Raw genomic sequence first — 24,051 nt, forward strand, 5'->3', positions numbered from 1 at the left:
GCCTTGAAACCGATCGGCGTGTTCGACAGCGGCGTGGGCGGACTCAGCGTGCTCGCCGCGTTGCGCGCCGAACTGCCGCACGAGCGCTTCGTGTATTTCGCCGACACGGCGTTCGCACCGTACGGCGAGCGCGGCGATGCCTATGTGATCGAGCGTTCGCGCACGGTGACGCAGCACCTGATCGCCGAGCACGGCATCAAGGCGCTGGTGGTGGCCTGCAATACGGCCACGACGGCGGCGATCCACCTGCTGCGTGCCGAACATCCGACGCTGCCGATCGTGGGCCTGGAGCCCGCGCTCAAGCCCGCTGTGGCGACGAGCCGCACGGGCCACATCTCGGTGATGGCCACGCGCGGGACGCTGGCCAGCGCCAAGTACGCGGGCCTGCGCGATTCGTTTGCCGGCTCGGCCACCGTGCGCGCCGTGCCGTGCGACGGACTCGTCAAGGCCATCGAAGGCTTCGACACCGAGGCCATCGCGGCACTCTGCGCGCGCTACATGGCCGAGGCCGGTCCGTTCGGCGATGCGTCGGGCCAAGTCGATACCGTGGTGCTCGGCTGCACCCACTATCCGCTCGTGAAGAGCGAGCTCCAGCGCCACGCGCCGCCCACGCTGCGATTCATCGACACCGGCGCGCCGGTCGCGCAGCAGACGCGGCGCGTGCTGGCTGCCGCCGGCCACCTTTCGGACGGCGACGGCGGGTTGGTCCTGCAGAGCAGCGGCGACCAGTCCGTGCTCGAAGCCGCCGCCGCGCGCTGGCTGCAAAGTTCGCCGCAAGGTACAACGGCGACTTCCGCCTGAAACAACCGCCGCCATGCGCCCTCTTTTGCGCCACGCCCTGCTCCTGCTGTGCCTCGGTGCCGCAGGCCTGAGCCACGCCGCCTGCGAGAGCGGCCTGGCCGAGCGCATGCACGCCAAGCTTTACCCCAAGCGCCCGCTCGACGAACGGCTCGCGGCCTGCAAGGTCTGGCCGGCGTTCCCGGGCCGCAGCATCGTCGTGCTGCCGATGCCGCGCGAAACCACCGACAAGGGCGCCAAGGTCTTCGACCTGGAGGTGCTGCTGATCCAGCGCCCCGACAACGGCAATACCGAGCGCGACACCATCATCGGCCGCCTCCTGCAGCCCGAGGCGCTCGACGAGGACGCGACCACCGCGATCCAGGACATCCGCATCGACACCTCGCGCTACGTGCTCGCTGCCGACGCCCGCGCCTTCGGCGTGCGCGTGCGCTACCGCGGCAGCAGCGCGCCGGGAAGCCCGCTGGCCAGCGAGACGGTGCGCCTCTACGTACAGCACGGCAGCAAGCTGCGCGAGGTGCTGCAGGAGATCGAACTCGACCACGACAACGGCGGATGGGACTCGACCTGCACCGGCCACTTCGAGAAGCTGCGCACCATGCTCTCGGTCGGCAAGTCGACCAGCAACGGCTTTGCCGACCTGCAGCTGTCGCGCACCCTCGTGCAGAGCCATGCGCAGGAGCAGGAAGACCAGGGCTGCATCGAGAAGGCCCTGCCCGCGAAGTTCAGCACTGTGACGCTGCGCTACGACGGCGAACGGTTCAAGGTTCCGAAATCGCTGCTGCAGCAATCGCCCTGACGGGCAGCTGAATTCGTGCCGTTTTTCACGGCACCGTCACACGAAAGTACCAGCATGCGCGGTTTGTCCAGAACAACAACCGCGCACCATGATCACTCCCTCCGCCTCCCGCATCCCCTTCAAGCCCATGCTGCTCGCCAGTGCCCTGTCTGCTGTCCTGCTGGCTGCGTGCGGCGGCGGTAGCGACGGAGGCGGCAGCTTCCTGCCGATCGTGCCACCCGCCGCGGTCACGCCGCCGGCACCACCGCCGCCCGCCCAGCCGCCTGCCGCGGAACCGGACCAGCTGATCTCGAAGGCGACGTTCACCCCCAACGCCGGCACCACCGAAGGCTCGTCGGACGCATCGACCGCCTTCGCGCTGCCCGACAACTTCATGCTCGTGGCCGACGACGAGGCCAACGTGCTGCGCGTGTACCCGCGTGCCGGCGGCGCCGCGGTGAAGGAATGGAGCTACGAGCTCGACGGCCCGAAGCTCGGCAAGGAGCTCGACCTGGAAGCCGGCACGCGCATCGGCGACACGCTGTACCTCACCGGCTCCAACAGCAACAAGAAGGACGGGGGCGATGCGCCCGACCGCTCGCACCTCTTCGCGGTCAAGGTCACAGGCACCGGCGCCGCGACCACCTTCACCTACGTCGGCCAGTTCTCGGCGCTCGAGGCGCAGCTCGTCGCCTGGGATGCCGCGAACGGCCATGGCCTGGGCGCGAACCACTTCGGCTTTACCGTGTCGGCCGGTGCGGGCATCGTGCCCGAGCGAGTGGATGGCTTCTCGGTCGAAGGCATGACCAGCGCACCGGGCGACAGCGCCCTGTGGCTCGGCTTCCGCGCGCCGCAGACCGGTGCATCGACGCGCGCCAAGGCGCTGATCGTGCCGGTGCAGAACTACGCGGCGCTGGTGGGCGGCACGGCCACGCAGGCCGCGTTCGGCGCGCCCATCGAGCTGGAACTGGGTGGCCGCGGCATCCGCTCGATCGACAAGGGCACCGATGGCAACTACCTCATCGTGGCCGGACCCGCAGGCGCCGCGAGCCCGGACGTGGACCGCAACTTCGCGCTCTTCTCGTGGAACGGCAATCCGGGCACGGCGCCGGTCGAGCTCTCGAACGACCTCGACAAGCTGCGCAAGGAAACGGGCGGCAGCTTCGAATCGACGGTTGAAGTGCCGGGCCCGGTGAAGGCCGGCACGCAGGTGCAGCTGCTGCTGGACAACGGCGATACGAAATGGGACGGCAACACCGCCTCCAAAGACCTGCCGCCGGCCGAGCAGAAGTTCGAAGGCTTCGTCGTGCGCCTGGGCCAGCCGTGGGTGGACACGGCCGGCCCGGTTCTGAAGACCACGTCGCCCGCCGCGGGCCGCGTGGGCGTCAACTTCGACACGTCGATCGTGCTGTCCTTCAACGAGGCGGTCCGCCTGGGCGCGGGCAATATCGTGCTGCACAAGGCCGATGGCAGCGTGGTCGAGACCTTCAACGCCGCCAGCCCGGCCGCGCGCGTGCAACTGGCGTTCAACGTGCTCACGATCGTGCCGACCGCCAAGCTCACGGCCGAAACGGGCTACTACGTGACGGTGGACGCCAACGCCATCACCGACCCCAGCGGCAACGCCTATGCGGGCATCTCCGACGCGACGAAGCTCGGCTTCATGACCGCCGGCGCGCCGACGCAACTGGTCGCCGGCGACCTGTTGTTCATGGCCGGCAACGCCGAGGCGCCCGACGCCTATGCCTTCGTGCTGCTGAAGGCAGTGAACGGCGGCACGCAGGTGACCTTCACCGACCGCGACCGAAAGGCGGGCGCGCTGGAATTCACCGACATCACCAACGAGACGGCTTTCGTCTGGACCGCGGACCAGAACCTGCCCGCCGGCACCATCGTGACGATCCAGACCGACGTCACGGGCAATCCGATTGCGGACAAGGGCACCACGCTCGGCTCGCCCGGCGGCATCGGCAAGTCCGAGACGGTCTACGCGTTCACGGGTGGCACCATCGAAGGATTGGGCATCGGAAAGGCGGGCAAGATCACCGCGGTCGGCAGCTACCTCGCGAGCCTCACGCTGGGCGGCGCCGCGGGCACCATTCCCGATGCGATCACGACGGCGGGCACCGGCTTCTCGTTCACGGTGTCGCCGGCCAACCAGACCAACGCGATCTACACCGGCTCGCTGGACCGCTCGGACCTGGCCGCGTTCGCGGCCCGCGTGAAGAACCCGGCCAACTGGACCGTGCGCTATGCGCCGGCAGTGGGCTGGCCGCTGACCAACAACAGCCTGTTCGGCGACAAGCTGCCCTGATCTACGAACTGCTGCGCAGCGCGGCCTCGCGGCCGCGCCGCATGTCGATCGGCAGCAGCAACAACAATCCGGCAACAAACAGCACCGCGGTCGAGAGGATCGCGATGCGCTGGTTGCCGCCGGTGGCCCAGGTGATCGCACCGAAGCTCAGCGGCCCGATGATGCTGGCCAGCCGGGTCGCGAAGGTCCAGAGCCCGAAGAATTCGGCGAGCTGCTGCGGCGGCGCGAGATAGCCCGTCATCGCGCGGCCGGCGGACTGGCTCGATCCCATCGCGAGTCCTGCGATGGCTGCGGCCCACCAGAAGCCGCCCTTGGTGGTCACCACCGAAGCGATCACACAGACCGCGATCCACGCCACCAGCGTGGCCGCGAGCGACACCTTGTGGCCGAGGCGGTCCTGCACGTAGCCGAACGAGAAAGCGCCGATGGCGGCGGCGACGTTGAGCACGAAGATCAGCACCATCGTCTCGCTCGCCACGAAGCCGATCACCTGCTCGGCGTAGATCGCCGCGAGCGTGATCGCGACCGCCACGCCGCCCTGGTAACAGACGGTGCAAACCAGCAGCCACATGAAGTCGCGGTACGCGCGTGCCTGCTTGTAGGTGGCTCGCAATTGCTGCCATGCGCCGAGTTCACTGCCCGCTGTTTTTGGCTCTGCCCGTTCGGGCAGCAGTGCGAAGGTGGCACATGCCGCAGCGCCATAGATTGCGGCCGTGATGACCATCGTGACCGGCACGAAATGCGAGGCCGGCAATCCCCTCGCCTGCGACCACAGCACGTAGGCCAGGCAGATGCCGAGCGTCAGCATGCCGCCGACGTAGCCGAAGCTCCATCCCCATCCGCTCACCTTGCCCATCCCTTCGGGCGTTGCCAGCTCGGGCAGGAAGGCGCCCGTGAGGGACTCGCCGTAGGAATAGAAGGCGTTGGAGACGATCACCAGCAACATGGCCAGCGCAACGCCGCCCGAAGCCCCCGCAAAGCGCGGCGTGAGTGCCAGTGCAGCCGTGGCCAGCACGCAGCCGGTGGTGGCGATGACCAACACCCGCTTCTTGGCGCCGCGCAGGTCGGCCCAGGCGCCGATGGCGGGCATCGTGAGCATCACGATGGCGTAGGAGATGCTGAGCGCCGCGGTCCACGCAAAAGCGGCCCAGGGCGCGCCCTTCGCGATACCGCCTACGAAGTACGCGGCGAACACGGCGGTGATGACGACCGTCGTGTAGCCCGAGTTGGCGAAGTCGTACATCGCCCAGCCGAAGACCTCGCGCTTGCGCACGCCGGGGCGCAGCGCGGAGGCGGAAAACAGGGCCATGCGGCCTTGGATCGGGCGAGTAAGAGGGGTTGCGGGGTTAGTGCAGGTGACGCGGACGGCGACCGCCGCCGTGCCCACCGCCGCTTCCGCCGCTGCCCGGACCACCGGTGCCGCGCGGACGCTTGCCGATTTCGAGCGAGTTCACGAGCGCATCGAAACGGTCGCTGAAGAGGCGATCGATCTCGGCGACCACGCCGCCCAATTCGGCGCCATCGAAATGGCGTTCCATGAGATTGACGACGTCTTCCACCAGCAGATCCCGCTGTACCTGCATGATCGCGGCCGGGTTCGGGCCGACGAACAGCATCAGGAAGTCGTCGCGCGATTCTTCGTCGGGATCGCCCTCTTCCTCGTCGAAGTCGGTGTCATAGAAAGTGACTTCGATGGCTGCGCCGCGGTCCGACAGTTCGTTCAGGCCCATGCACATCTCGTCGAGCGCCTGTCGGAAGTCTTCGTCGCCGGGCACGGTCCAGCAGATCTGCAACGTATGGTCCTTCTGCTCGAAGCGAATGCCGGGTTCTTCTTCGTAGGTGCTGGTGGCGCCATCGGCCAGCGACTTGGCGCCTGCATATTTCCAGAGCGGCTTGAGCGCTTCCTGGATCTGCTCGAAGCTCACGTCCGAACGCAATGGCACGTCGCCATGCACATGGATCTCAAATGGAGCGTTGTAGCGAGGCATCGAATGCTCCTTTTTTTAAGTTTGGTACCCGGAACGGGGGTCGAACCCGTATGCCCCGATCAAGGAAGCGGCGGATTTTAAGTCCGATGTGTCTACCAATTTCACCATCCGGGCGTCAGGTTGAGCATCGACGATAACCCAAACAAAACAAGCCCCGGCAACGTGGGTTGGCGGGGCTTGTTTGTCGGATCGAATCGAGTCTAACGAGAAGGTGGAGGCGCGACCCGGAGTCGAACCGGGCTAGACGGATTTGCAATCCGTTGCATAACCGCTTTGCTATCGCGCCACGCAGAAAAACGAATTCGAACTTGCGAAAAAAAGGGAAGCATTTGCTTCCCTTTTTCAAAACTGGAGCGGGAAAAGAGTCTCGAACTCTCGACCTCAACCTTGGCAAGGTTGCGCTCTACCAACTGAGCTATTCCCGCGTTTCGAGCCTCGAATTATATACCAGTTTTTCGAGGCCTGACAAGTTCACGCCGTCAATGTTTGATCGAACCCTCAGCGGCCGGGGTGCCCGCACGCTGCTTGGCCAACTCGGCCACCGCGGCAGCCGAAGCAGCCACCTCTTCGTCGGACAGTGGCTCCGGCATCTTCTCAAGTGCAATCTCGAGGACCTTGTCGATCCACTTCACGGGCACGATCTCGAGACCGTTCTTCACGTTCTCGGGAATGTCCTGCAGGTCCTTGGCGTTCTCTTCGGGAATCAGCACTGTCTTGATGCCACCGCGCAAGGCGGCCAGCAGCTTTTCCTTCAAGCCGCCGATCGCCGTGACCTCGCCGCGCAGCGTGATCTCGCCGGTCATCGCAACGTCGCTGCGCACGGGGATGCCCGTGAGCGCCGACACGAAGGCCGTCGTCATCGCCGCGCCCGCGCTCGGACCGTCCTTGGGCGTTGCGCCATCGGGCACGTGGATGTGGATGTCGCGCTTCTCGAACATCTCGTCCTTGATGCCCAGGCGGCGCGAGCGGCTGCGCACCACCGTGCGTGCGGCCTCGACCGATTCCTTCATCACGTCGCCCAGCGATCCAGTGCGGCTGATCACGCCCTTGCCGGGCATGGTGACCGCCTCGATCGTCAGCAGATCGCCGCCGACTTCGGTCCACGCGAGACCGACCACCTGGCCGACCTGGTTCTGCTTCTCGGCAAGGCCGAAGCTGTACTTGCGCACGCCGAGGAACTCGTTGAGGTTCGATCCATCGACCGTCACCTTCGGCGTCAGTTGCTTGAGCAGCAGGCCCTTCACGACCTTGCGGCAGATCTTCGAGAGCTCGCGCTCGAGCGAACGCACGCCGGCTTCACGCGTGTAGTAGCGCACGATGTCGCGCACGGCCTCTTCGGTGACGGCGAGCTCGTCGTCCTTCACGCCGTTGTTCTTCATCTGCTTGGGCAGCAGGTACTTGATCGCGATGTTGGTCTTCTCGTCCTCGGTGTAGCCCGAGAGGCGGATGACTTCCATGCGGTCCAGCAGCGCCGGCGGGATGTTCATCGAATTCGAGGTGGCGACGAACATCACGTCGCTCAGGTCGAAGTCGACTTCCACGTAGTGGTCGCCGAAGGTGTGGTTCTGCTCGGGGTCGAGCACTTCGAGTAGCGCGCTCGACGGGTCGCCGCGGAAGTCGGTGCCCAGCTTGTCGATTTCGTCGAGCAGGAACAGCGGATTGCGCGTGCCGATCTTGCTCAGCCCCTGCAGCACCTTGCCCGGCAGCGCGCCGATGTAGGTGCGGCGGTGGCCGCGAATCTCGGCTTCGTCGCGCATGCCGCCCAGCGCCATGCGCGTGTACTTGCGGCCGGTCGCCTTGGCGATCGACTGCCCCAGCGAGGTCTTGCCGACACCCGGCGGGCCCACGAGGCACAGGATGGGCGCCTTCACCTTGTCGACGCGTTGCTGCACCGCGAGATATTCCAGGATGCGGTCCTTGACCTTCTCGAGGCCGTAGTGGTCGGCGTTGAGCACCGCCTCGGCATTCGCGAGGTCATGCTTGATCTTGGTCTTCTTGCTCCACGGCAGGCCGATGAGCACGTCGATGTAGTTGCGCACCACCGTGGCTTCAGCCGACATGGGCGACATCAGCTTGAGCTTCTTGAGTTCGCCTTCGGCCTTCTTGAGGCCTTCCTTGGACATCTTGGCGAGCTTGATCTTCTTCTCGATCTCCTCGATGTCCGCGCCCTCTTCGCCTTCGCCAAGCTCCTTCTGGATGGCCTTGACCTGCTCGTTGAGGTAGAAGTCGCGCTGGTTCTTCTCCATCTGGCGCTTCACGCGGCCACGGATCTTCTTGTCGACGTTGAGGATGTCGACCTCGCGCTCGAGCTGCCCGAACAGGTTTTCCAGGCGCGCCTTCACATCGTCCAGGTCGAGCACGGCCTGCTTGTTATCGAGCTTGAGCGGGAGGTGGGCGGCGATGGTGTCGGCCAGCCGGCCGGCATCGTCGATGCTGGAGATCGAGGTCAGGATCTCGGGCGGGATCTTCTTGTTCAGCTTGACGTACTGGTCGAACTGCTGCATCACCGCGCGGCGCAGGGCCTCGACCTCGGTGCCCTTTTCGCCGCCTTCGGGCGCCTCGACGGGCGTCACGTTGGCGGTGAAGTGCGTTTCGCCGTCATCGATGCGGTTCACGCGTGCGCGCTGCTGGCCTTCGACCAGCACCTTCACCGTGCCATCGGGCAGCTTGAGCATCTGCAGGATGGTCGAGACGCAGCCGACTTCGAACATGTCCTCGACCGAGGGCTCGTCCTTGGCGGCGGCCTTCTGGGCCACCAGCATGATGCGGCGCTCGGCCTCCATGGCCAGTTCGAGCGCCTTGATGCTCTTGGGGCGTCCCACAAAGAGCGGGATCACCATGTGGGGAAACACGACGACGTCGCGCAGCGGCAGCAGCGGCAGGTCGAGTGCTTCGGGAGGCAGGGGGGTGTGGCCAGACATGCAGATCCTTCGCGTAGGTGCCTTTAAGCCTTTTTCGCCGCTTCGCGGTACACGAGCAGCGGGGGCTTGTTTTCGTCGATGGTCGATTCCTCGACCACCACCTTGTCGACATTGGTCGCGTTCGGCAATTCGAACATGGTGTCGATCAGCGACTGTTCAAGGATCGAGCGCAGCCCGCGTGCACCGGTCTTGCGGGCCAGCGCCTTGCGTGCGATCGCCTTGAGCGCCGCCGGGCGAATCTCCAGGTCCACGCCTTCCATTTGAAGGAGCTTGGTGAACTGCTTGACCACCGCATTCTTCGGCTCGGTCAGGATCTGGACCAGCGCATCCTCGGAGAGTTCCGCGAGCGATGCGACCACGGGCATCCGGCCCACGAGCTCGGGGATCAGGCCGAACTTGATCAGGTCTTCGGGTTCGACTTCGCGGAACACCTCGGTGATGCTGCGCTGCGCCTTGCTCTTGACCGTGGCGCCGAAGCCGATGCCCGAGGCCTCGGTGCGGTTTTCGATGACCTTCTCCAGGCCCGCGAACGCGCCGCCGCAGATGAACAGGATGTTGGTCGTGTCGATCTGCAAGAAGTCCTGGTTCGGGTGCTTGCGCCCGCCCTGAGGCGGCACGCTGGCCATGGTGCCTTCGATGAGCTTCAGCAAGGCCTGCTGCACGCCCTCGCCCGACACGTCGCGCGTGATCGAGGGGTTGTCGGACTTGCGCGAGATCTTGTCGATTTCGTCGATGTAGACGATGCCGCGCTGGGCGCGTTCGACTTCGTAGTTGCAGCTCTGCAGCAGCTTCTGGATGATGTTCTCGACGTCTTCACCCACATAGCCGGCTTCGGTCAGCGTGGTGGCGTCGGCCATCACGAAAGGCACGTCGAGCATGCGCGCGAGCGTTTGCGCCAGCAGCGTCTTGCCCGAGCCCGTGGGGCCGATCAAGAGGATGTTGCTCTTGCTAAGTTCGACGTCGTCACCCTTGGCCTTTTCCTTGTGGCGAAGACGCTTGTAGTGGTTGTAGACGGCCACCGACAGCATGCGCTTGGCCGGCTCCTGGCCGATCACGTAGTTGTCGAGGTTGGTCTTGATCTCCAACGGCGTGGGCAGGTCGCTGCGCGCTTCGCGTGCTTCTTCACCGGCCGGCAGTTCGTCGCGGATGATTTCGTTGCAGAGGTCGATGCACTCGTCGCAGATGAAGACCGAAGGGCCCGCGATCAGCTTCTTGACCTCATGCTGGCTCTTGCCGCAGAACGAGCAATAAAGCGTTTTTTCGCTGGAAGAGCCTTTTTTTTCGGCCATGGACAGATGCCTCGTTACAGGGGTATGGACAATGATAACTAAACAAAAACGGCGTTTCCCGTGTGGAAAACGCCGCTTTTTGCCTTTTGCGCCACAGAGCGCCGGGCAGTTTTAACCGCGCTTGGCAACGACTTGGTCGACCAGACCGTAGTCCTTGGCCTCGTCGGCCGTGAGGAAGTAGTCGCGCTCGGTATCGCTCTTGACCTTTTCCAGCGGCTGGCCGGTGCGCTCGGCCAAGATGCGGTTCATCTGGTCCTTGGTGCGCAGGATGTCGCGTGCATGGATCTCGATGTCGGTCGCCTGGCCGCGTGCGCCGCCGAGCACCTGGTGGATCATGATCTTCGAATTGGGCAGCGAGAAACGCTTGCCCTTCTCACCGGCCGCCAGCAGGAAGGCGCCCATGCTGGCCGCGAAGCCCAGGCACATGGTCGACACGTCGGGCTTGATGAACTGCATGGTGTCGTAGATCGCCATGCCGGCGCTCACGCTGCCACCCGGGGAGTTGATGTAGAAGGAAATGTCCTTCTCCGGATTCTCGCTCTCCAGGAACAGCAACTGGGCCACCACGAGGTTGGCGGTCTGGTCGTTGACCTCGCCCACCAGGAACACGATGCGCTCCTTCAGGAGACGCGAATAGATGTCATAGGACCGTTCGCCGCGGCCCGATTGCTCGACGACCATCGGAACCATGCCGAGGCCTTGAATTTCGTTTGCGATCATGAATTAGCTCTCCGGGAAGTGGAATCGTTCGCTGTGTATGAACTGTACGCCTGAGTGAAATGGGGCTCGTGCCGCAAAGCACAAGCCCCATTGGCGTTGCGGTCAGCGACAGGATCAGCCTTGTTGCTGCTGCGCCATCAGTTCGTCGAACGACACCGACTTTTCATTGACCTTGGCCTTGCCAAGCACGAAATCGGTCACGTTGTTCTCGATGACGACGGCTTCGACTTCCGCCAGACGGTTGTTGTCGCTGAAGTACCAGCGCACGACGTCGGCCGGCTTTTCGTAGCTGGCGGCCAGCTCGTCGATGTGGGCCTTGATCTGCTCGGGCTTGGCCTGCAGGTTGTTGGCACGCACCAGTTCGGCGACCACGAGGCCCAGGCGCACGCGGCGCTCGGCTTGCGGGCGGAACACTTCGTCGGGAATCGGCGCCTTGTCGGCGTCCTTGATGCCGCGCTGCTTGAGCTCGGCGCGGGCGCCTTCGATCATGCGGTTGACTTCCGACTGCACGCTGGCGTTCGGCAGGTCGAGTTCGGCGTTGGCAACCAGTGCGTCCATCACGGCGTTCTTGTTGCGGGCCAGCAGGCGGAACTTCACTTCGCGCTCGAGGTTGCGCTTGATGTCGGCACGCAGGCCCTCGACGGTGGCTTCGGCGATGCCGAGCGACTTGGCCAACTGCTCGTTGACTTCAGGCAGATGCGAGGCTTCGATCTTCTTCACGGTGACCATGAAGTCGGCTTGCTTGCCGGCCACGTCCTTGCCGTGGTAATCGGCCGGGAACGACAGCGGGAAGGTGCGGCTGTCGCCGGACTTCATGCCACGCACGGCGTCTTCGAATTCCTTGAGCATCTGGCCTTCGCCGACGACGAACTGGAAGTCTTCGGCCTTGCCGCCCTGGAACGGCTCGCCGTCGATCTTGCCTTCGAAGTCGACAGTCACGCGGTCGTCGTCTTGTGCAACGGCGTCTTGCGCGCGCTGGGCGAAGGTGCGGCGCTGCTTGCGCAGGATGTCGAGTGTCTTGTCGATCGCATCGTCGCCCACTTCGGCCGAAAGCTTTTCGACTTCAGCGCCCGACAGGTCGTTGATCTTCACTTCGGGGAACACTTCGAACACCGCATCGAAGGCCAGTTCGCCTTCGGGCGACTCTTCCTTCTCGGTGATGCGGGGCTGGCCGGCCACGCGCAGCTTGGCTTCGTTGGCCGCTTGCGAGAAGGCTTCGCCGACCTTGTCGTTCATGACTTCGTAGTGCACCGAGTAGCCATAGCGCTGGGCCACGACGTTCATCGGCACCTTGCCGGGACGAAAACCGTCCATCTTGACGGTGCGCGCGAGCTTCTTGAGGCGCGAATCGACTTCGTTCTGGATGGTGCCGACCGGCAGGGTCAGCGTGATCTTGCGTTCGAGCTTCTCGAGAGTTTCAACGGTCACGGTCATGATGTCTTCCTTGTGAGGGGTGTGGCTGGTGCGCGGGGCCGGACTCGAACCGGCACGTTCTTGCGAACGTCAGGACCTAAACCTGGTGCGTCTACCAATTTCGCCACCCGCGCTATTGCCATTTTTCAGGTGAATGCAAAAGCGGACGGCCCTGGTGCCGCAAACACCCGATACCGGATACCTGCAACCCAAAGACCGCCCGCCTGAAATCGGTCAACCGCGCATTTTAAACGCTAATCAGGGCCTCTTTTGGCCCCCGCTTGACACGGAATGCAGCGGCATACATTGCCGGCAGTGCCAGAAGGGTCAATACGGTGGCCACGATCAGCCCGCCCATGATGGCCACGGCCATCGGCCCCCAGAACACGCTGCGCGAGAGTGGAATCATCGCCAGCACCGCAGCTGCCGCCGTCAGCACGATGGGGCGCAAACGCCGCACCGCCGATTCGACGATCGCGTCCCACGCCGGTACGCCGGCCGTGCGGTCGCTCTCGATCTGGTCGATCAGGATCACCGCGTTGCGCTGGATCATGCCCATCAGCGCGATCACGCCCAGCAGCGCCACGAAGCCGAACGGCCGGTCGAGCACCAGCAGCGCGCCGGCAACACCCGCGATGCCCATCGGCCCGGTGATGAACACCAGCAGCGAGCGGCTGAAGCTGTGCAACTGCAACATCAACAGCGTGAACACCAGGAACAGCATGATCGGCACGCCCGCCACGATGGAGGCCGAGCCCTTGCTGCTTTCCTCGACCGCGCCCGCCACCTCGATGCGGTAGGCGCCCTGACCCGCCGCGCGCCAGCCGGCTTCGAGCTCGCGCAGCTTGGGCAGCAGTTGCTCGGTTACGGTCGCGCCCTGCAGGCCCTCGACCACGTCGCCCTGCACGGTGATTGCGTAGTCGCGGTTCTCGCGCCACATCACGCCGGGCTCCCAGGTGAATACCGGCCGGGCGATCTGCGTGAGCGGGATCGAGCGGCCCGAGCTCGTCGGGATGTAGGCGTTGCCGATGTCCGAGATGGCTTCGCGTTCATCGGGCGACTGGCGCAGCACGATATCGATCAGCAGGTTGTTCTCGCGGTACTGGCCCACCGTGGTGCCGCTGAACATCGTGCGCGAGGCCTGCGCGATGGCCTGGCTCGTCACGCCGAGCGCACGCGCCTTGGCCTGGTCGATCTCCAGGCGGATCACCTTCACCGACTCGTTCCAGTTGTCGTTCACGCCGCGCATGTTGGCGTTCTCGCGCAGCACCGCCTTCACCTCGTCGGCGTGCGCGCGCAGTTGCGCGGGCTCGGTGCCGATCACGCGGAACTGCACCGGGTAGGGCACCGGCGGCCCGTTGGGCAACAGCTTGACGCGACCGCGCACCTCGGGGAACTCCTCGGCCAGCAGCACCGGCAAGCGCAGGCGCAGGCGCTCCCGCACCTTCAGGTCCTTGGCGAGCACGATGAGCTGCGACACGTTGGTCTGCGGGAACACCTGGTCCAGCGGCAGGTAGAAGCGCGGCACGCCCGAGCCGACCCAGGTGCTCACCGTCTTGACGCCCTCTTCCTTCATCACCCGCTGCTCGACGCGCTTGGCCACCTCTTCGTTGGCCGCGAACGAGGTACCTTCGGGAAACCAGATGTCCACCATGATCTCGGGCCGGCTCGAATCGGGGAAGAACTGCTGCTGCACCTTGCCCATGCCGAAGATGCCCAGCGCGAACACCAGCACCGTCGCACCGATGGTCAGCCAGCGGTGCTGCACGCACCAGTCCACCGCGCGGCGGAAGCCGTTGTAGAACGGCGTGTCGAAAAGCTCGTGCGGCGGCGCGTCGGGGTCGTGCGGCTTCACCTTGAGCAGCAGCGTGCCCAGGTACGGCACGAAGTACACCGAGACGATCCACGACAGCACCAGAGCGATCACCGTCACCGCGAAGATCGCGAAGGTGTATTCGCCCGTCACCGACTTGGCGATGCCGATCGGCAGGAAGCCCGCCGCCGTGATGAGCGTGCCCGTGAGCATCGGCTTGGCCGTGACGTCGTAGGCGAAGGTGGCGGCGCGGACCTTGTCGTAGCCCTCCTCCATCTTCCGCACCATCATCTCGACCGCGATGATCGCGTCGTCCACCAGGAGGCCCAGCGCGATGATCAGCGACCCCAGCGATATCTTGTGCAGCCCGATGCCGAAGTAGTTCATCGCCAGGAAGGTCACCGCCAGCACCAGCGGAATGGTGATCGCCACCACCAGCCCCGGGCGGATGTCGATGTACCAGCCGAAGCGCCCGCCCTTGTGCAGGCCCAGCGCGATGATGCTCACCGCCAGCACGATGGCCACCGCCTCGATCAATACGCCGACGAATTCGTTCACCGAACTGGCCACCGACACCGGCTGGTCCTGCACCTGCGCGAGCTTGACGCCGATGGGCAGGCGCTGGTCGATTTGCGCGGTCGCCACCTTCAGCGCCTTGCCCAACGCGATGATGTCGCCGCCCTTGGCCATGGAAACACCCAGCGCGATCACTTCCTTGCCCTGGTGGTGCACCTTGACGGCCGGCGGATCGATGTAGCCGCGGTGAATCTCGGCGATGTCGCCCAGCTTCAGTTGATTGCCCGAAGTGCCGCGGATCGGCATGTCGCGCAGCTGGTCGACGCTGGTGAACTGGCCCGCCACGCGCACCTGCACCACATCGAGCGGCGACTGGATCGTGCCCGCACTTTCCACCGCGTTCTGCGAGCCGAGCTGCGCGAGCACCGCGTTGAAATCGAGCCCCAGCTGCGCCAGGCGCTTCTGCGAGATTTCGACATAGACCTTCTCGTCCTGCACGCCGAACTGGTCGACCTTGGCCACGTCCTTCACGCGCAGCAGCTGCTGGCGGGTTTCGTCGGCCAGCGTCTTGAGCTCGGCGTAGCTGAAGCCTTCGCTCTCCAGCGCGTAGATCACGCCATAAACATCGCCGAAATCGTCATTGAAGAACGGCCCCTGCACGCCGGGCGGCAGCGTGTTGCGCATGTCGCCAATCTTCTTGCGCACCGTGTACCAGACGTTGGCCACATCCGCGGCCTTCGAGGAATCCTTGATCTGGAAAATGATCTGCGACTCGCCCGGTTTCGAGTAGCTGCGGATCTTGTCGGCGTACGGCGCCTCCTGCAGCGTGCGCTCGAGCTTGTCGGTGACCTGCTCGGCCACCTGCTGCGCGGTGGCGCCGGGCCAGTAGGTGCGCACCACCATCGCGCGGAAGGTGAACGGCGGGTCTTCGTCCTGCCCGAGCTGGAAGTACGCGAAAGCGCCCAGCACCATCAGCACCACCATCAGGTAGCGCGTGAGGGGCGCGTGGTCCAGCGCCCATTTGGAGAGGTTGAAGCCGGCGGACTTGGCGGCGGGCTTGTCGGTGGTGTTCGCTGCGCCTTCCGTCATTTGGCGGCACCTGCAGCGATCTCCTTCTTGGTTGCGGCGACGGGCGCGACGGCCTGCACGACGTCCTTCGCATTGGCGGCGGCAGCGGCCGCCTCCTTGGACTGGTAGATGGTGACCTTCTGGCCCGGCGAGAGCACATGCACGCCCGCGGCCACGACCATCATTCCCGGCGAGAGCCCGCCGCCGATCACGGCTTCGTTGCCGTCGGCCGTTGCCACCTGCACCGGCTGCGAGCGCACCGTCATCGTCGATTTGTCGAGCACCCAGACCGCCGTGCCCTTGCCTTCCTGGCGCAGCGCGCTGGTCGGCAGCTTGATCACCGCGGTGCTGCCGTGCGCCAGCGCCTGCGGGCGCGCGTAGACGGTGGCGCCCAGCGGAGGCGAGGTGGCCGCGTCGATCGCGACCTTGACCGAGTAGGTGCGGGTGACCGCGTCGGCACTGGCGGCCACTTCGCGCACCTGACCCTGCAACTCATTGCCGCCAGACCAGCCGCGCACCGTGACCGGCGAGCCGGGCTTGATCGCCTGCGCGCGGTCTTCGGGCACCGCGAACACCACGTCGCGCGCGCCGTCCTGCGCGATGCGCACGACGGGCGTGCCGGCCTGCACCACCTGGCCGGGCTCGGCCTCGATGGCGGTAACGACGCCAGCCACATCGGCGACGAGCGTCGTGTAGTTCGCTTGATTCCCTTGGGAGGAAAGCTGGGCCTGCGCCTGCTCGAGCTGCGCCTGCGCGGCCTTCCAGGTGGTTTCGCGGCGCTCCAACTCCGCGCCGCTGATGAAGTTCTGCTCGCGCAGTTCGCGGTAACGCTTGAGGTCGGCCGCCGCCAGGTCGCGGTTGGTGAGCGCGGCGGCCTGCTGGGCGCGGGCGGCTTCGGCAGCCAGCCTGTAGTCCTGAGGATCGAGCTGGGCCAGCACTTGGCCGGCCTGCACGTGCTGGCCGAGATCGGCCTGGCGCTTGGTGATTTTTCCGGCCACGCGGAACCCGAGCCGCGATTCGACGCGGGCCCGGACCTCGGCCGAGAACTCGGGCTGTGCATCGAAGTCGCTGGTGCCGACGGTCACCAGCTTCACCGCTCGCACGGGCTCCTCGGCCGCCGGCTTGGGCGAACAGCCGGCCAGGATCAGAGACGGAATCAGCAGCCACAAGGCGCTGCGCACACGGGGAAAAGCGGTGGAGGCGGTCATGAGACACCCAAGAAAGGACAAACCCGGGCCTTTAATGACCCACTGGTTAGTAATCTAGGGTAAACGTTAAATGGTGTCAATGACCCGCGGGTCAGTTGACAGCCGAACCTACGTCCGCTGCCCCATTTCGACCAGCCGGTTGTCAGGCAGCTCGAAGTAGTCCGACGCCCTCCCCGCATTGCGCTGCAGCCAGCCGAACAGCACCCGGCGAACCGGGTTCATGCCCGGCAGGTTCTCCTCGCCCACCGAGGCGCGGGAGACGAAATACGAGGTCTTCATCGAATCGATTGCCAGCGTCTTCTGGTAGGCCAGGATGCGGATGAATTCGGGCACATCGGGCCGCTCCATGAAGCCGTGGCGCGCGGTGACCACCCAGATGCCCTCCATCAGTTGCTCCGCCTCGATGCGGATGCGGGCGTCGACGCGCGGCGTGTCGCAGGGCAGCACGCGCAGCACGATCACCTGGTCGTGCAGCACCTGGTTGTGCTTCAAGTTATGCAGCAGTGCATGCGGCACCGCCGTGGCATCGGGGTTCAGGAACACCGCGGTGCCGCTCACCCGGTGCGGCATGTGCTGCGCCAGCGATTCGATGAACGGACGCAGCGGCAAGCTTTCGGCTGCAGCAGCCTCCAGCCCCAGCCGCCGCCCCTTGGCCCAGGTGGTGAAGACCACCATCACCACGGCCGCCACCGCCAGCGTGAGCCAGCCGCCGTCGGCCACCTTGAGGCTGTTGGCGATCACGAAAGTCAGGTCGACCACCGCGAAGGCCACCACGCCCACCACCACCGCCACCTTGTTCCACTTCCAGAGCCCCCAGGCGACGATGCCTGCGAGCAACGTGGTCGTCACCATCGTGATCGACACCGCGATGCCGTACGCCGCCGACAGCGCGCCCGAGCTGCGAAAGCCCAGCACCAGCAGCAGCACGCCCACCATCAGCAGCCAGTTCACGGCCGGCACATAGATCTGCCCGATGGCCGAGCCCGAGGTCTGCACCACCCGCATGCGCGGCAGGTAGCCCATGCGCATCGCGTGCGCGGTGAGCGAGAAAGCGCCCGAGATCACCGCCTGCGAGGCGATCACCGTGGCCATCGCGGCCAGCACCACCATCGGCAGCACGCCCCACGAGGGAAAGAGCCGGAAAAACGGGTTGTCGATGGCGGCCGGATTCGCCAGCACCAGCGCGCCCTGCCCGAAGTAGTTGAGCACCAGCCCCGGCAGCGCGATGAAAAGCCATGCCAGGCGGATCGGCCTGGCGCCGAAATGCCCCATGTCCGCATAGAGCGCCTCGCCGCCGGTGAACGCCAGGAATACCGCGCCGAGCACCGCGAGCGACTGCGCGCGGTGCTCGAGCAGAAAGCCGAAGGCCCGCCGCGGATCGAGCGCCGCCAGCACCTGCGGCTGCTGCAGCACCTGCCACAGGCCCGCCGCGGCCAGCACGACAAACCACAGCAGCATCACCGGCCCGAAGATCTTGCCGACCACGCCCGTGCCCTTCTTCTGCACCATGAAGAGCGCCACAAGGATGACGACCGTGATCGGGATCACCGCGCGCTGCAGCACCGGCGCCTGCACCTCCAGCCCCTCGACCGCCGAGAGCACCGAGATCGCGGGGGTGATGAGGCTGTCGCCGTAGAACATGGCCGCGCCCACCAGGCCCAGCAGGCCGATCGCGTTCCACACCCAGGGCTTGGTCTTCGGTCCGGCGACCGCGCTACGCGCCAGTGCCTGCAGCGCGAGGATGCCGCCCTCGCCGTCGTGGTCGGCGCGCAGCACGAACACCACGTACTTCAGCGTCACCACGAACATCAGCCCCCAGAAAATCAGCGACAGCAGCCCCAGCACCGAATCGGGCGAGAACGGCACGCCGTGCTCGGGGTTCATCGTTTCCTTGAAGGCGTAGAGCGGCGAAGTGCCGATGTCGCCGAACACGACGCCCAGCGCCGCGATCATCAATCCCGGCCCCGCCGGATGCCCTGCTGCGCCTTGCGCTGGTGTCTGGGCCTGGGAGGCAGGGGCCGGTGCGTTCATGGGCGAGCTGTTCAAAGTGGCAACGCACCGAGCATAGTGCCGGGGCATCGTGTCGCGGACAATCGTGGCGTGTCCGCCACTCCCCACCAAGCCGCCCCGCCGGCGCACTACGAAAACTTTCCGGTCGCCTCGTGGCTCTGCCCGCCGCACCTGCGCCCGCCGATTGCCGCGATCTATCACTTCGCGCGCACCGCCGACGACATTGCCGACGAGGGCGATGCATCGCCCGAGCAGCGCCTGGCCGAATTGCGCGCCTACCGGGACGAGCTCGCCGCCGCCGCACAGGGCGAGGCGCTCGCCACGTCGCGCTGGCCGCACGTCTTCGGCCCGCTCGCCCACAGCATTGCCCGGTTCGGCCTGCCCGAGGCGCTTCTGGCCGATCTGCTGAGCGCCTTCATGCAGGACATCGAGAAGACCCGCGACAACGGCACCTACACCGACCGCGCCGAGCTGCTCGACTACTGCCGCCGCTCCGCCAATCCGGTCGGGCGGCTGCTGCTGCATCTCTACGGCGTGCACGATGCAGAGGCGCTGGCGCAGAGCGACGCCATCTGCAGCGCGCTGCAGCTCATCAATTTCTGGCAGGACCCGAGCGTGGACCTGCCGCGCGGGCGCTTCTACTTTCCGCTGACCGACTGCGCCCGGCGCGGGCTCACGCGCGAGCACTTCAAGGTGTTCGAGCCGCTCTCGGCCGCACCGCCGCCGCAGGAAGCCATCAACCTGGTCTCGGTGGTGTCCTTCTGGGCGCGCGAACTCATGGAAGAAGGCGCACCGCTGGTGCACCGACTGCCGGGCCGCGCGGGCTGGGAGCTGCGCCTCGTCGTGCAGGGGGGCCTTCGCATCCTCGACAAGATCACCGACCTGGGCTTCGACACCTTCTCCCAGCGCCCCACCGTCGGCAAGTCCGATGCGCCCATCTTGCTCTGGAAGGCGCTGCGGATGCGGAGACAATGGCGCCCCATGAAAGCAGCGCCTCCCCGATGAATCCCGAGCAATACGTGCAAGACAAGGCCGCCGCCTCGGGCAGCAGTTTCTATTACGCCTTCCTGTTCCTGCCCAAGCCGCGCCGAGCCGCCATCACGGCCTTCTATGCCTTCTGCCGCGAGGTCGACGACGTGGTCGATGAAGTGAGCGACCCCGGCGTGGCCGCCACCAAGCTCGCCTGGTGGCGAACCGAAGTTGCCCAGGCCTTCGCCGGCACGCCGCGCCATCCGGTGATGCAGGCGCTGATGCCGCACGCCGCGGCCTACGGCATCGAGGCGCGCCAGCTGCACGAGGTGATCGACGGCTGCCAGATGGACCTGGACCAGACCCGCTATCTCGACTTCCCCGGCCTCGCGCGCTACTGCCACCTGGTGGCCGGCGTGGTGGGCGAGGTCGCCGCGCGCATCTTCGGCCAGACCGATCCGCAGACCACCGCCTACGCCCACAAGCTCGGGCTGGCGCTGCAGCTCACGAACATCCTGCGCGACGTGGGCGAAGACGCCCTGCGCGGCCGCATCTACCTGCCGGTCAACGAGCTGCAGCAGTTCGACGTGAAGGCGCACGAGATCCTGAACCGCGTGCACTCGGACCGCTTCGTGGCGCTCATGAAGTTCCAGGCCGAGCGCGCGCATGCCGCCTACGACGAGGCGCTCGCCCTGTTGCCCGTGGCCGACCGCCGCGCGCAGAAGCCCGGCCTGATGATGGCCAGCATCTATCGCACGCTGCTGCGCGAAATCGAGCGCGACAACTTCCAGGTGCTGAACCAGCGCGTGAGCCTGACGCCGGTGCGCAAGTTCTGGCTGGCGTGGAAAGTCCAGGCCCTGGGGCGGATTTGAAGACGGCCGTCATCGGCGCCGGCTGGGCCGGCCTCGCCTGTGCGGTCGAGGCCACGCGGCTCGGTCACCCGGTCACGCTGTTCGAGGCCGCACACATGCCTGGCGGACGCGCCCGGCGCGTCGACAACATGCACGGGATGGCGCTGGACAACGGGCAGCACATCCTCATCGGCGCCTACACGGCCACGCTGAAGCTGATGGGTGAGGTCGGTGTCGATGTCGAAAAAGCACTGCACCGCCTGCCGCTCTCGCTGCGATTCGCCGATGGCGGCGGGTTGAAGCTTCCCCGGCTGCCAGCGCCGCTCGACCTGCTGGCGGGCATCTTCACGGCGCGGGGCTGGACATGGCGGGACAAGTCCTCGCTGCTGCGCACCGCCGTCGGATGGCGCCTCGGTGGATTCCGCTGCGCCCCCGACACCACGGTGGCCACGCTCTGCGCCGGCCTCACGCCGCGCGTGATGCAGGAGCTGATCGAGCCGCTGTGCGTCTCCGCGCTCAACACGCCGGTCGCCCAGTCGAGCGGCGAGGTGTTCCTGCGCGTGCTGCACGACGCGCTCTTCAGCGGAAGCGGCGGTGCGGACCTGCTGCTGCCGCGCCTGGACCTCGGCGCGCTGTTCCCGGATGCCGCGATGGCGTGGCTGGCGAAGCACGGCGCGACGCTGCGCATCGGCGCGCGCGTGCGGGCCATCGCACCGGACGCCAGGCAGTGGCGCGTCGACGACGAAAGCTTCGATCAGGTCATCCTGGCCTGCGCCCCCTGGGATGCCGCGCGGCTCGTTCGTGCATCGGGCTTGCCGGCCGATGGCTGGTGCGAGGCCACCGAGGCGTTGCGTTTCGAGGCCATCGCCACGGTCTACGTGCGCGGCGCCTCGAAGTTGGCGGAACCGATGCTGGCCCTGCGCGGCGATCCGGCCACGGCACCCGCACAGTTCGTGTTCGACCGCAGCCAACTCGGCGGTCCGGACGGCGTGCTCGCGCTGGTCATCAGCGCCAACGAAGCCTCGCGCGAAACACTGGAACAGCAAGTGATCGCGCAAGCGGCGACGCAGTTGGGTCAGGCCTCGCTGGAGATCATCCAGACCGTCGTCGAAAAACGCGCCACCTTCGCCTGCACGCCCGCGCTCGCACGGCCACCGATGCGTATTGCGCCCGGCCTGCAGGCCTGCGGCGACTACACCGAAGGCCCCTACCCCGCCACGCTGGAAGGCGCCGTGCTCAGCGGACTGGCGGCCGCCAGGGCATCGACCACCCCATGACCGAACTGCGCTACCTCGACTTCGACTACAGCGAAGACACCGAAGGCCACGGCACCTTCGATGCCATGGCCTCGACTGCGCCGGAGAAAGTGCCCGAGGTGCGTGCCGAGATCGAACAAGTGATCGCGTGGGCGGAGGCCACATTCCCCGATGCACGCGGCGCACTCGACGAAGGCGCCACCTGGGACTATGACTTGCAGGAGACGCGCGAAGACCCGCGCTTCACCACCCTCACCTTTTCGCTCGGCGGCACCGCGGACTTCTGCGCCGCGTTGCGCGAGCAGTTCGCGCTCGACTGATCGACCAGCCCGATCAGGCCGCCTTGTTGGGCAAGCGCAGCAGGCTCAACCCCAGCAGCACGAAAGCGCCGCCGGACACGCGATTGAAGAGCTTCGAGCGGCACGGATCGGACAACTGCTTCTTCAGCATCCGCGCGAGCAGCACATAGAACGCATGCGACAGCACCGAGCCCGCGGCGAAGGTGGCGGTGAGCACCGCGAACTGCCCGAGGATCGGCGCGTCGTGCACGAGGAACTGAGGGAACAGCGCCGAGAAGAAAAGGATGCCCTTGGGATTGGTGAGCGCCACGGTCACGCCGTTGCCGAACAGACGCCACGCGGCGCGCGGTGCGGCGGGGGCGCCGGTCGCGGCCAGGTCGGAGAACACGCTGGCCCGGTTGCGCCACTGCTTGATGCCCAGGTAGATGAGATACGCCGCGCCAGCCACCTTCAGCACCATGAACGCGGAAGCCGAGGTCGTGAGCACCACGCCCAGCCCCGCCATCGCGGCGGCCGACACCATGAACAGGCCCACCGCGTTGCCCAGCGAACTGATCATCGCGCGTCGCGGGCCCACCGAGATCGAGTTCGAGACCGCGAGCAGCACGGCCGGACCGGGGGTGAAGGCGACGAGCAGCGTGACGCCGCAGAAGATGAGCCAGTTGGAGAGGTGCACTTTCGGGGTTCCTGCGCGAAAGGTGATCGAGGGATGCAGAGAGGGGGAGCGGGAAACTATAGTCCGACGGTCTGCCGCCCGCCCGGGCCGCGCCGATTACCCCTCACCTCCGGGAAAAAACATGGTCACCTGCTACCTGCGCTACATCGTCGATGCCTACAAGCTCAAGGAATTCGAGCACTACGGCAAGCTCTGGATTCCGCTGGTCGAGAAGTTCGGCGGCAAGCACCACGGCTACTTCCTTCCGTCGGAAGGCGCCAACGATGTTGCACTGGCGATGTTCAGTTTTCCGAGCCTGGCCGCCTACGAGAAATATCGCGCCGACTCGATGCAGGACCCGGAGTGCCAGGCCGCGTTCAAGTACGCAGAGGACACGCGCTGCTTCCTCAGCTACGAGCGCAGCTTCTTCAGGCCAGTCTTCGAATAGAGCGTCAGGCGCCCAGCGCCATGCACAGCGCGTGCAGGTTCGGCACGATCAGCTGCGGCCGCGCGCCATGCACCCAGGGGCGCTCGTCGCGCACCAGCCACGCGGCCTGCATGCCGGCGTTGAGCGCGCCGACCACGTCGAGCTCGGCGTCGTCGCCCACGTGCAGCACATCCTTGGGCAAGAGCCCGACCGAGGCCGCGGCGGCGCGGAAGATCGGCGCATGCGGCTTGCCGCTGCCGAAGGCGCGGGCATTGAACGCGGTGCGAAACCACCGGCCTACGCCGGTCTGGTGGATGTCGGCATTGCCGTTCGATACGGCAACCAATGGATAACGCTCGCTCAGCCACTTGAGCGCGGGCAGCGCGTCGTCATAAAGGGTCACGCGCTGGCGCTCGGCGAAGAAGGCGTCGAAGGCGGGATCGGCCAGCGCCGGGTCTTCGCCGGAGCGCTTCAGCGCGGTGCGGATCGATTCGCGGCGCAACGCGCTCAGGTCGTGTGCAAGGTCCGAGCGCTCCTTCTCGGTGGCTTCGCGCAGTTCGCGCAAGATGCCGGGCGTGAGCAGCAGCGAAGCGGTCTTGGGCGCCTCGCGCAAGAGCCATTCCTGCAGCACCGCTTCAGCGCGTTCGATGGTCGGCCAGATCGGCCAGAGGGTGTCGTCGAGGTCGAGCGAGATCGCGCAGATGCGTTGAACATCGAGCGGCGCGGCGTTCGCCGGCGCTGTGGGGGCGGAGGTCATG

19 protein-coding genes and 4 tRNA genes are annotated in these 24,051 nt (G+C 66.2%); 8 read left to right on the forward strand and 15 right to left on the reverse strand.

Features of this window, described 5'->3' with window-relative positions; translation table 11 throughout:
- The first annotated feature begins 3 nt into the window (after positions 1-3).
- From murI to J2W23_RS00760, 3 genes are all read left to right on the forward strand, one after another.
- On the forward strand, positions 4-801 hold the full coding sequence (gene murI, locus J2W23_RS00750; RefSeq protein WP_307647325.1) for a glutamate racemase: 798 nt from the start codon (positions 4-6) through the stop codon (positions 799-801).
- A 13-nt stretch (positions 802-814) separates the two neighbouring features.
- Positions 815-1,597: a hypothetical protein gene (locus J2W23_RS00755; protein ID WP_307647326.1), complete on the forward strand. Its 783-nt coding sequence runs from the start codon at positions 815-817 to the stop codon at positions 1,595-1,597.
- 88 nt (positions 1,598-1,685) lie between these two features.
- Positions 1,686-3,890 (forward strand): Ig-like domain-containing protein, encoded by a 2,205-nt coding sequence (locus J2W23_RS00760; RefSeq protein WP_307647327.1) that lies wholly within the window; start codon positions 1,686-1,688, stop codon positions 3,888-3,890.
- A 1-nt stretch (position 3,891) separates the two neighbouring features.
- Here J2W23_RS00760 and J2W23_RS00765 read toward each other — a convergent pair whose 3' ends face one another.
- From J2W23_RS00765 to J2W23_RS00825, 13 genes are all read right to left on the reverse strand, one after another.
- Positions 3,892-5,199, reverse strand: coding sequence for an MFS transporter (locus tag J2W23_RS00765; protein ID WP_307647328.1), 1,308 nt, complete (start codon positions 5,197-5,199; stop codon positions 3,892-3,894).
- Between the two features lie 37 nt (positions 5,200-5,236).
- On the reverse strand, positions 5,237-5,878 hold the full coding sequence (locus J2W23_RS00770) for a DUF6806 family protein (RefSeq protein WP_176657925.1): 642 nt from the start codon (positions 5,876-5,878) through the stop codon (positions 5,237-5,239).
- Positions 5,879-5,900: 22 nt separating this feature from the next.
- A tRNA-Leu gene (locus J2W23_RS00775) sits at positions 5,901-5,992 on the reverse strand.
- 98 nt (positions 5,993-6,090) lie between these two features.
- Positions 6,091-6,164: transfer RNA gene (locus J2W23_RS00780), tRNA-Cys, on the reverse strand.
- A gap of 63 nt (positions 6,165-6,227) precedes the next feature.
- Positions 6,228-6,303, reverse strand: a tRNA-Gly gene (locus J2W23_RS00785).
- 54 nt (positions 6,304-6,357) lie between these two features.
- The gene (lon, locus tag J2W23_RS00790) at positions 6,358-8,799 is read right to left on the reverse strand and encodes an endopeptidase La (RefSeq protein WP_176657926.1); all 2,442 of its coding nucleotides are present in this window, start codon (positions 8,797-8,799) and stop codon (positions 6,358-6,360) included.
- A 23-nt stretch (positions 8,800-8,822) separates the two neighbouring features.
- Complete coding sequence (clpX, locus tag J2W23_RS00795) at positions 8,823-10,088, reverse strand: ATP-dependent Clp protease ATP-binding subunit ClpX (protein WP_013541833.1); 1,266 nt, start codon at positions 10,086-10,088, stop codon at positions 8,823-8,825.
- Positions 10,089-10,199: 111 nt separating this feature from the next.
- Complete coding sequence (gene clpP, locus J2W23_RS00800; protein ID WP_307647329.1) at positions 10,200-10,808, reverse strand: ATP-dependent Clp endopeptidase proteolytic subunit ClpP; 609 nt, start codon at positions 10,806-10,808, stop codon at positions 10,200-10,202.
- Positions 10,809-10,922: 114 nt separating this feature from the next.
- Positions 10,923-12,242, reverse strand: a complete 1,320-nt coding sequence (tig, locus tag J2W23_RS00805) for a trigger factor (RefSeq protein ID WP_176657928.1) — start codon at positions 12,240-12,242, stop codon at positions 10,923-10,925.
- A 26-nt stretch (positions 12,243-12,268) separates the two neighbouring features.
- Positions 12,269-12,355 (reverse strand) — tRNA-Leu (locus J2W23_RS00810).
- 113 nt (positions 12,356-12,468) lie between these two features.
- On the reverse strand, positions 12,469-15,639 hold the full coding sequence (locus J2W23_RS00815; protein WP_307647330.1) for an efflux RND transporter permease subunit: 3,171 nt from the start codon (positions 15,637-15,639) through the stop codon (positions 12,469-12,471).
- Complete coding sequence (locus J2W23_RS00820) at positions 15,636-16,826, reverse strand: efflux RND transporter periplasmic adaptor subunit (RefSeq protein WP_176657930.1); 1,191 nt, start codon at positions 16,824-16,826, stop codon at positions 15,636-15,638. The genes J2W23_RS00815 and J2W23_RS00820 overlap by 4 nt, the downstream gene beginning before the upstream one ends.
- Positions 16,827-16,934: 108 nt before the next feature.
- Entirely contained in the window at positions 16,935-18,779 is a 1,845-nt protein-coding gene (locus tag J2W23_RS00825; protein WP_307648040.1) for a potassium transporter Kup, read from the reverse strand.
- 147 nt (positions 18,780-18,926) lie between these two features.
- Between J2W23_RS00825 and hpnC the strand changes: the two genes are divergently transcribed.
- Genes hpnC through J2W23_RS00845 form a run of 4 tightly spaced genes read left to right on the forward strand, consistent with a single transcriptional unit; the run spans position 18,927 to position 22,232 of the window.
- Positions 18,927-19,841: a squalene synthase HpnC gene (gene hpnC / locus J2W23_RS00830; RefSeq protein WP_307647331.1), complete on the forward strand. Its 915-nt coding sequence runs from the start codon at positions 18,927-18,929 to the stop codon at positions 19,839-19,841.
- A complete protein-coding gene (gene hpnD, locus J2W23_RS00835; protein WP_176657932.1) occupies positions 19,838-20,677 on the forward strand; it encodes a presqualene diphosphate synthase HpnD in 840 nt (279 codons plus the stop codon). Before hpnC ends, hpnD begins: the two co-directional genes overlap by 4 nt.
- On the forward strand, positions 20,674-21,933 hold the full coding sequence (hpnE, locus tag J2W23_RS00840; RefSeq protein ID WP_307647332.1) for a hydroxysqualene dehydroxylase HpnE: 1,260 nt from the start codon (positions 20,674-20,676) through the stop codon (positions 21,931-21,933). Before hpnD ends, hpnE begins: the two co-directional genes overlap by 4 nt.
- A complete protein-coding gene (locus tag J2W23_RS00845; RefSeq protein ID WP_176657934.1) occupies positions 21,930-22,232 on the forward strand; it encodes a hypothetical protein in 303 nt (100 codons plus the stop codon). The genes hpnE and J2W23_RS00845 overlap by 4 nt, the downstream gene beginning before the upstream one ends.
- A 13-nt stretch (positions 22,233-22,245) precedes the next feature.
- Here J2W23_RS00845 and J2W23_RS00850 read toward each other — a convergent pair whose 3' ends face one another.
- Positions 22,246-22,887 carry a LysE family translocator gene (locus J2W23_RS00850; RefSeq protein WP_307647333.1) on the reverse strand — a complete coding sequence of 214 codons (642 nt, stop codon included), beginning with the start codon at positions 22,885-22,887 and terminating at the stop codon, positions 22,246-22,248.
- 121 nt (positions 22,888-23,008) lie between these two features.
- Here J2W23_RS00850 and J2W23_RS00855 point away from each other — a divergent pair, with 121 nt between their 5' ends.
- Positions 23,009-23,314, forward strand: coding sequence for an NIPSNAP family protein (locus J2W23_RS00855; protein WP_176657936.1), 306 nt, complete (start codon positions 23,009-23,011; stop codon positions 23,312-23,314).
- Between the two features lie 4 nt (positions 23,315-23,318).
- On the opposite strand, the gene J2W23_RS00860 is transcribed toward J2W23_RS00855, so the two are convergent.
- Entirely contained in the window at positions 23,319-24,050 is a 732-nt protein-coding gene (locus J2W23_RS00860) for an HAD family hydrolase (protein ID WP_307647334.1), read from the reverse strand.
- Position 24,051 lies beyond the last annotated feature (1 nt).

It is taken from the genome of Variovorax boronicumulans (assembly GCF_030812215.1).
Classification (GTDB): Bacteria; Pseudomonadota; Gammaproteobacteria; order Burkholderiales; family Burkholderiaceae_C; genus Variovorax; species Variovorax boronicumulans_C.

What these genes read in the sequence shown, in the direction of transcription:
- J2W23_RS00755 (WP_307647326.1), top strand. Translation starts at nt 815, where the DNA reads ATGCGCCCTCTTTTGCGCCACGCCCTGCTCCTGCTGTGCCTCGGTGCC.
- J2W23_RS00760 (WP_307647327.1), top strand. Translation starts at nt 1,686, where the DNA reads ATGATCACTCCCTCCGCCTCCCGCATCCCCTTCAAGCCCATGCTGCTC.
- J2W23_RS00765 (WP_307647328.1), bottom strand. Translation starts at nt 5,199, where the DNA reads ATGGCCCTGTTTTCCGCCTCCGCGCTGCGCCCCGGCGTGCGCAAGCGC.
- J2W23_RS00770 (WP_176657925.1), bottom strand. Translation starts at nt 5,878, where the DNA reads ATGCCTCGCTACAACGCTCCATTTGAGATCCATGTGCATGGCGACGTG.
- lon (WP_176657926.1), bottom strand. Translation starts at nt 8,799, where the DNA reads ATGTCTGGCCACACCCCCCTGCCTCCCGAAGCACTCGACCTGCCGCTG.
- clpX (WP_013541833.1), bottom strand. Translation starts at nt 10,088, where the DNA reads ATGGCCGAAAAAAAAGGCTCTTCCAGCGAAAAAACGCTTTATTGCTCG.
- clpP (WP_307647329.1), bottom strand. Translation starts at nt 10,808, where the DNA reads ATGATCGCAAACGAAATTCAAGGCCTCGGCATGGTTCCGATGGTCGTC.
- tig (WP_176657928.1), bottom strand. Translation starts at nt 12,242, where the DNA reads ATGACCGTGACCGTTGAAACTCTCGAGAAGCTCGAACGCAAGATCACG.
- J2W23_RS00815 (WP_307647330.1), bottom strand. Translation starts at nt 15,639, where the DNA reads ATGACGGAAGGCGCAGCGAACACCACCGACAAGCCCGCCGCCAAGTCC.
- J2W23_RS00820 (WP_176657930.1), bottom strand. Translation starts at nt 16,826, where the DNA reads ATGACCGCCTCCACCGCTTTTCCCCGTGTGCGCAGCGCCTTGTGGCTG.
- J2W23_RS00825 (WP_307648040.1), bottom strand. Translation starts at nt 18,779, where the DNA reads ATGATCGCGGCGCTGGGCGTCGTGTTCGGCGACATCGGCACTTCGCCG.
- hpnD (WP_176657932.1), top strand. Translation starts at nt 19,838, where the DNA reads ATGAATCCCGAGCAATACGTGCAAGACAAGGCCGCCGCCTCGGGCAGC.
- J2W23_RS00845 (WP_176657934.1), top strand. Translation starts at nt 21,930, where the DNA reads ATGACCGAACTGCGCTACCTCGACTTCGACTACAGCGAAGACACCGAA.
- J2W23_RS00855 (WP_176657936.1), top strand. Translation starts at nt 23,009, where the DNA reads ATGGTCACCTGCTACCTGCGCTACATCGTCGATGCCTACAAGCTCAAG.
- J2W23_RS00860 (WP_307647334.1), bottom strand. Translation starts at nt 24,050, where the DNA reads ATGACCTCCGCCCCCACAGCGCCGGCGAACGCCGCGCCGCTCGATGTT.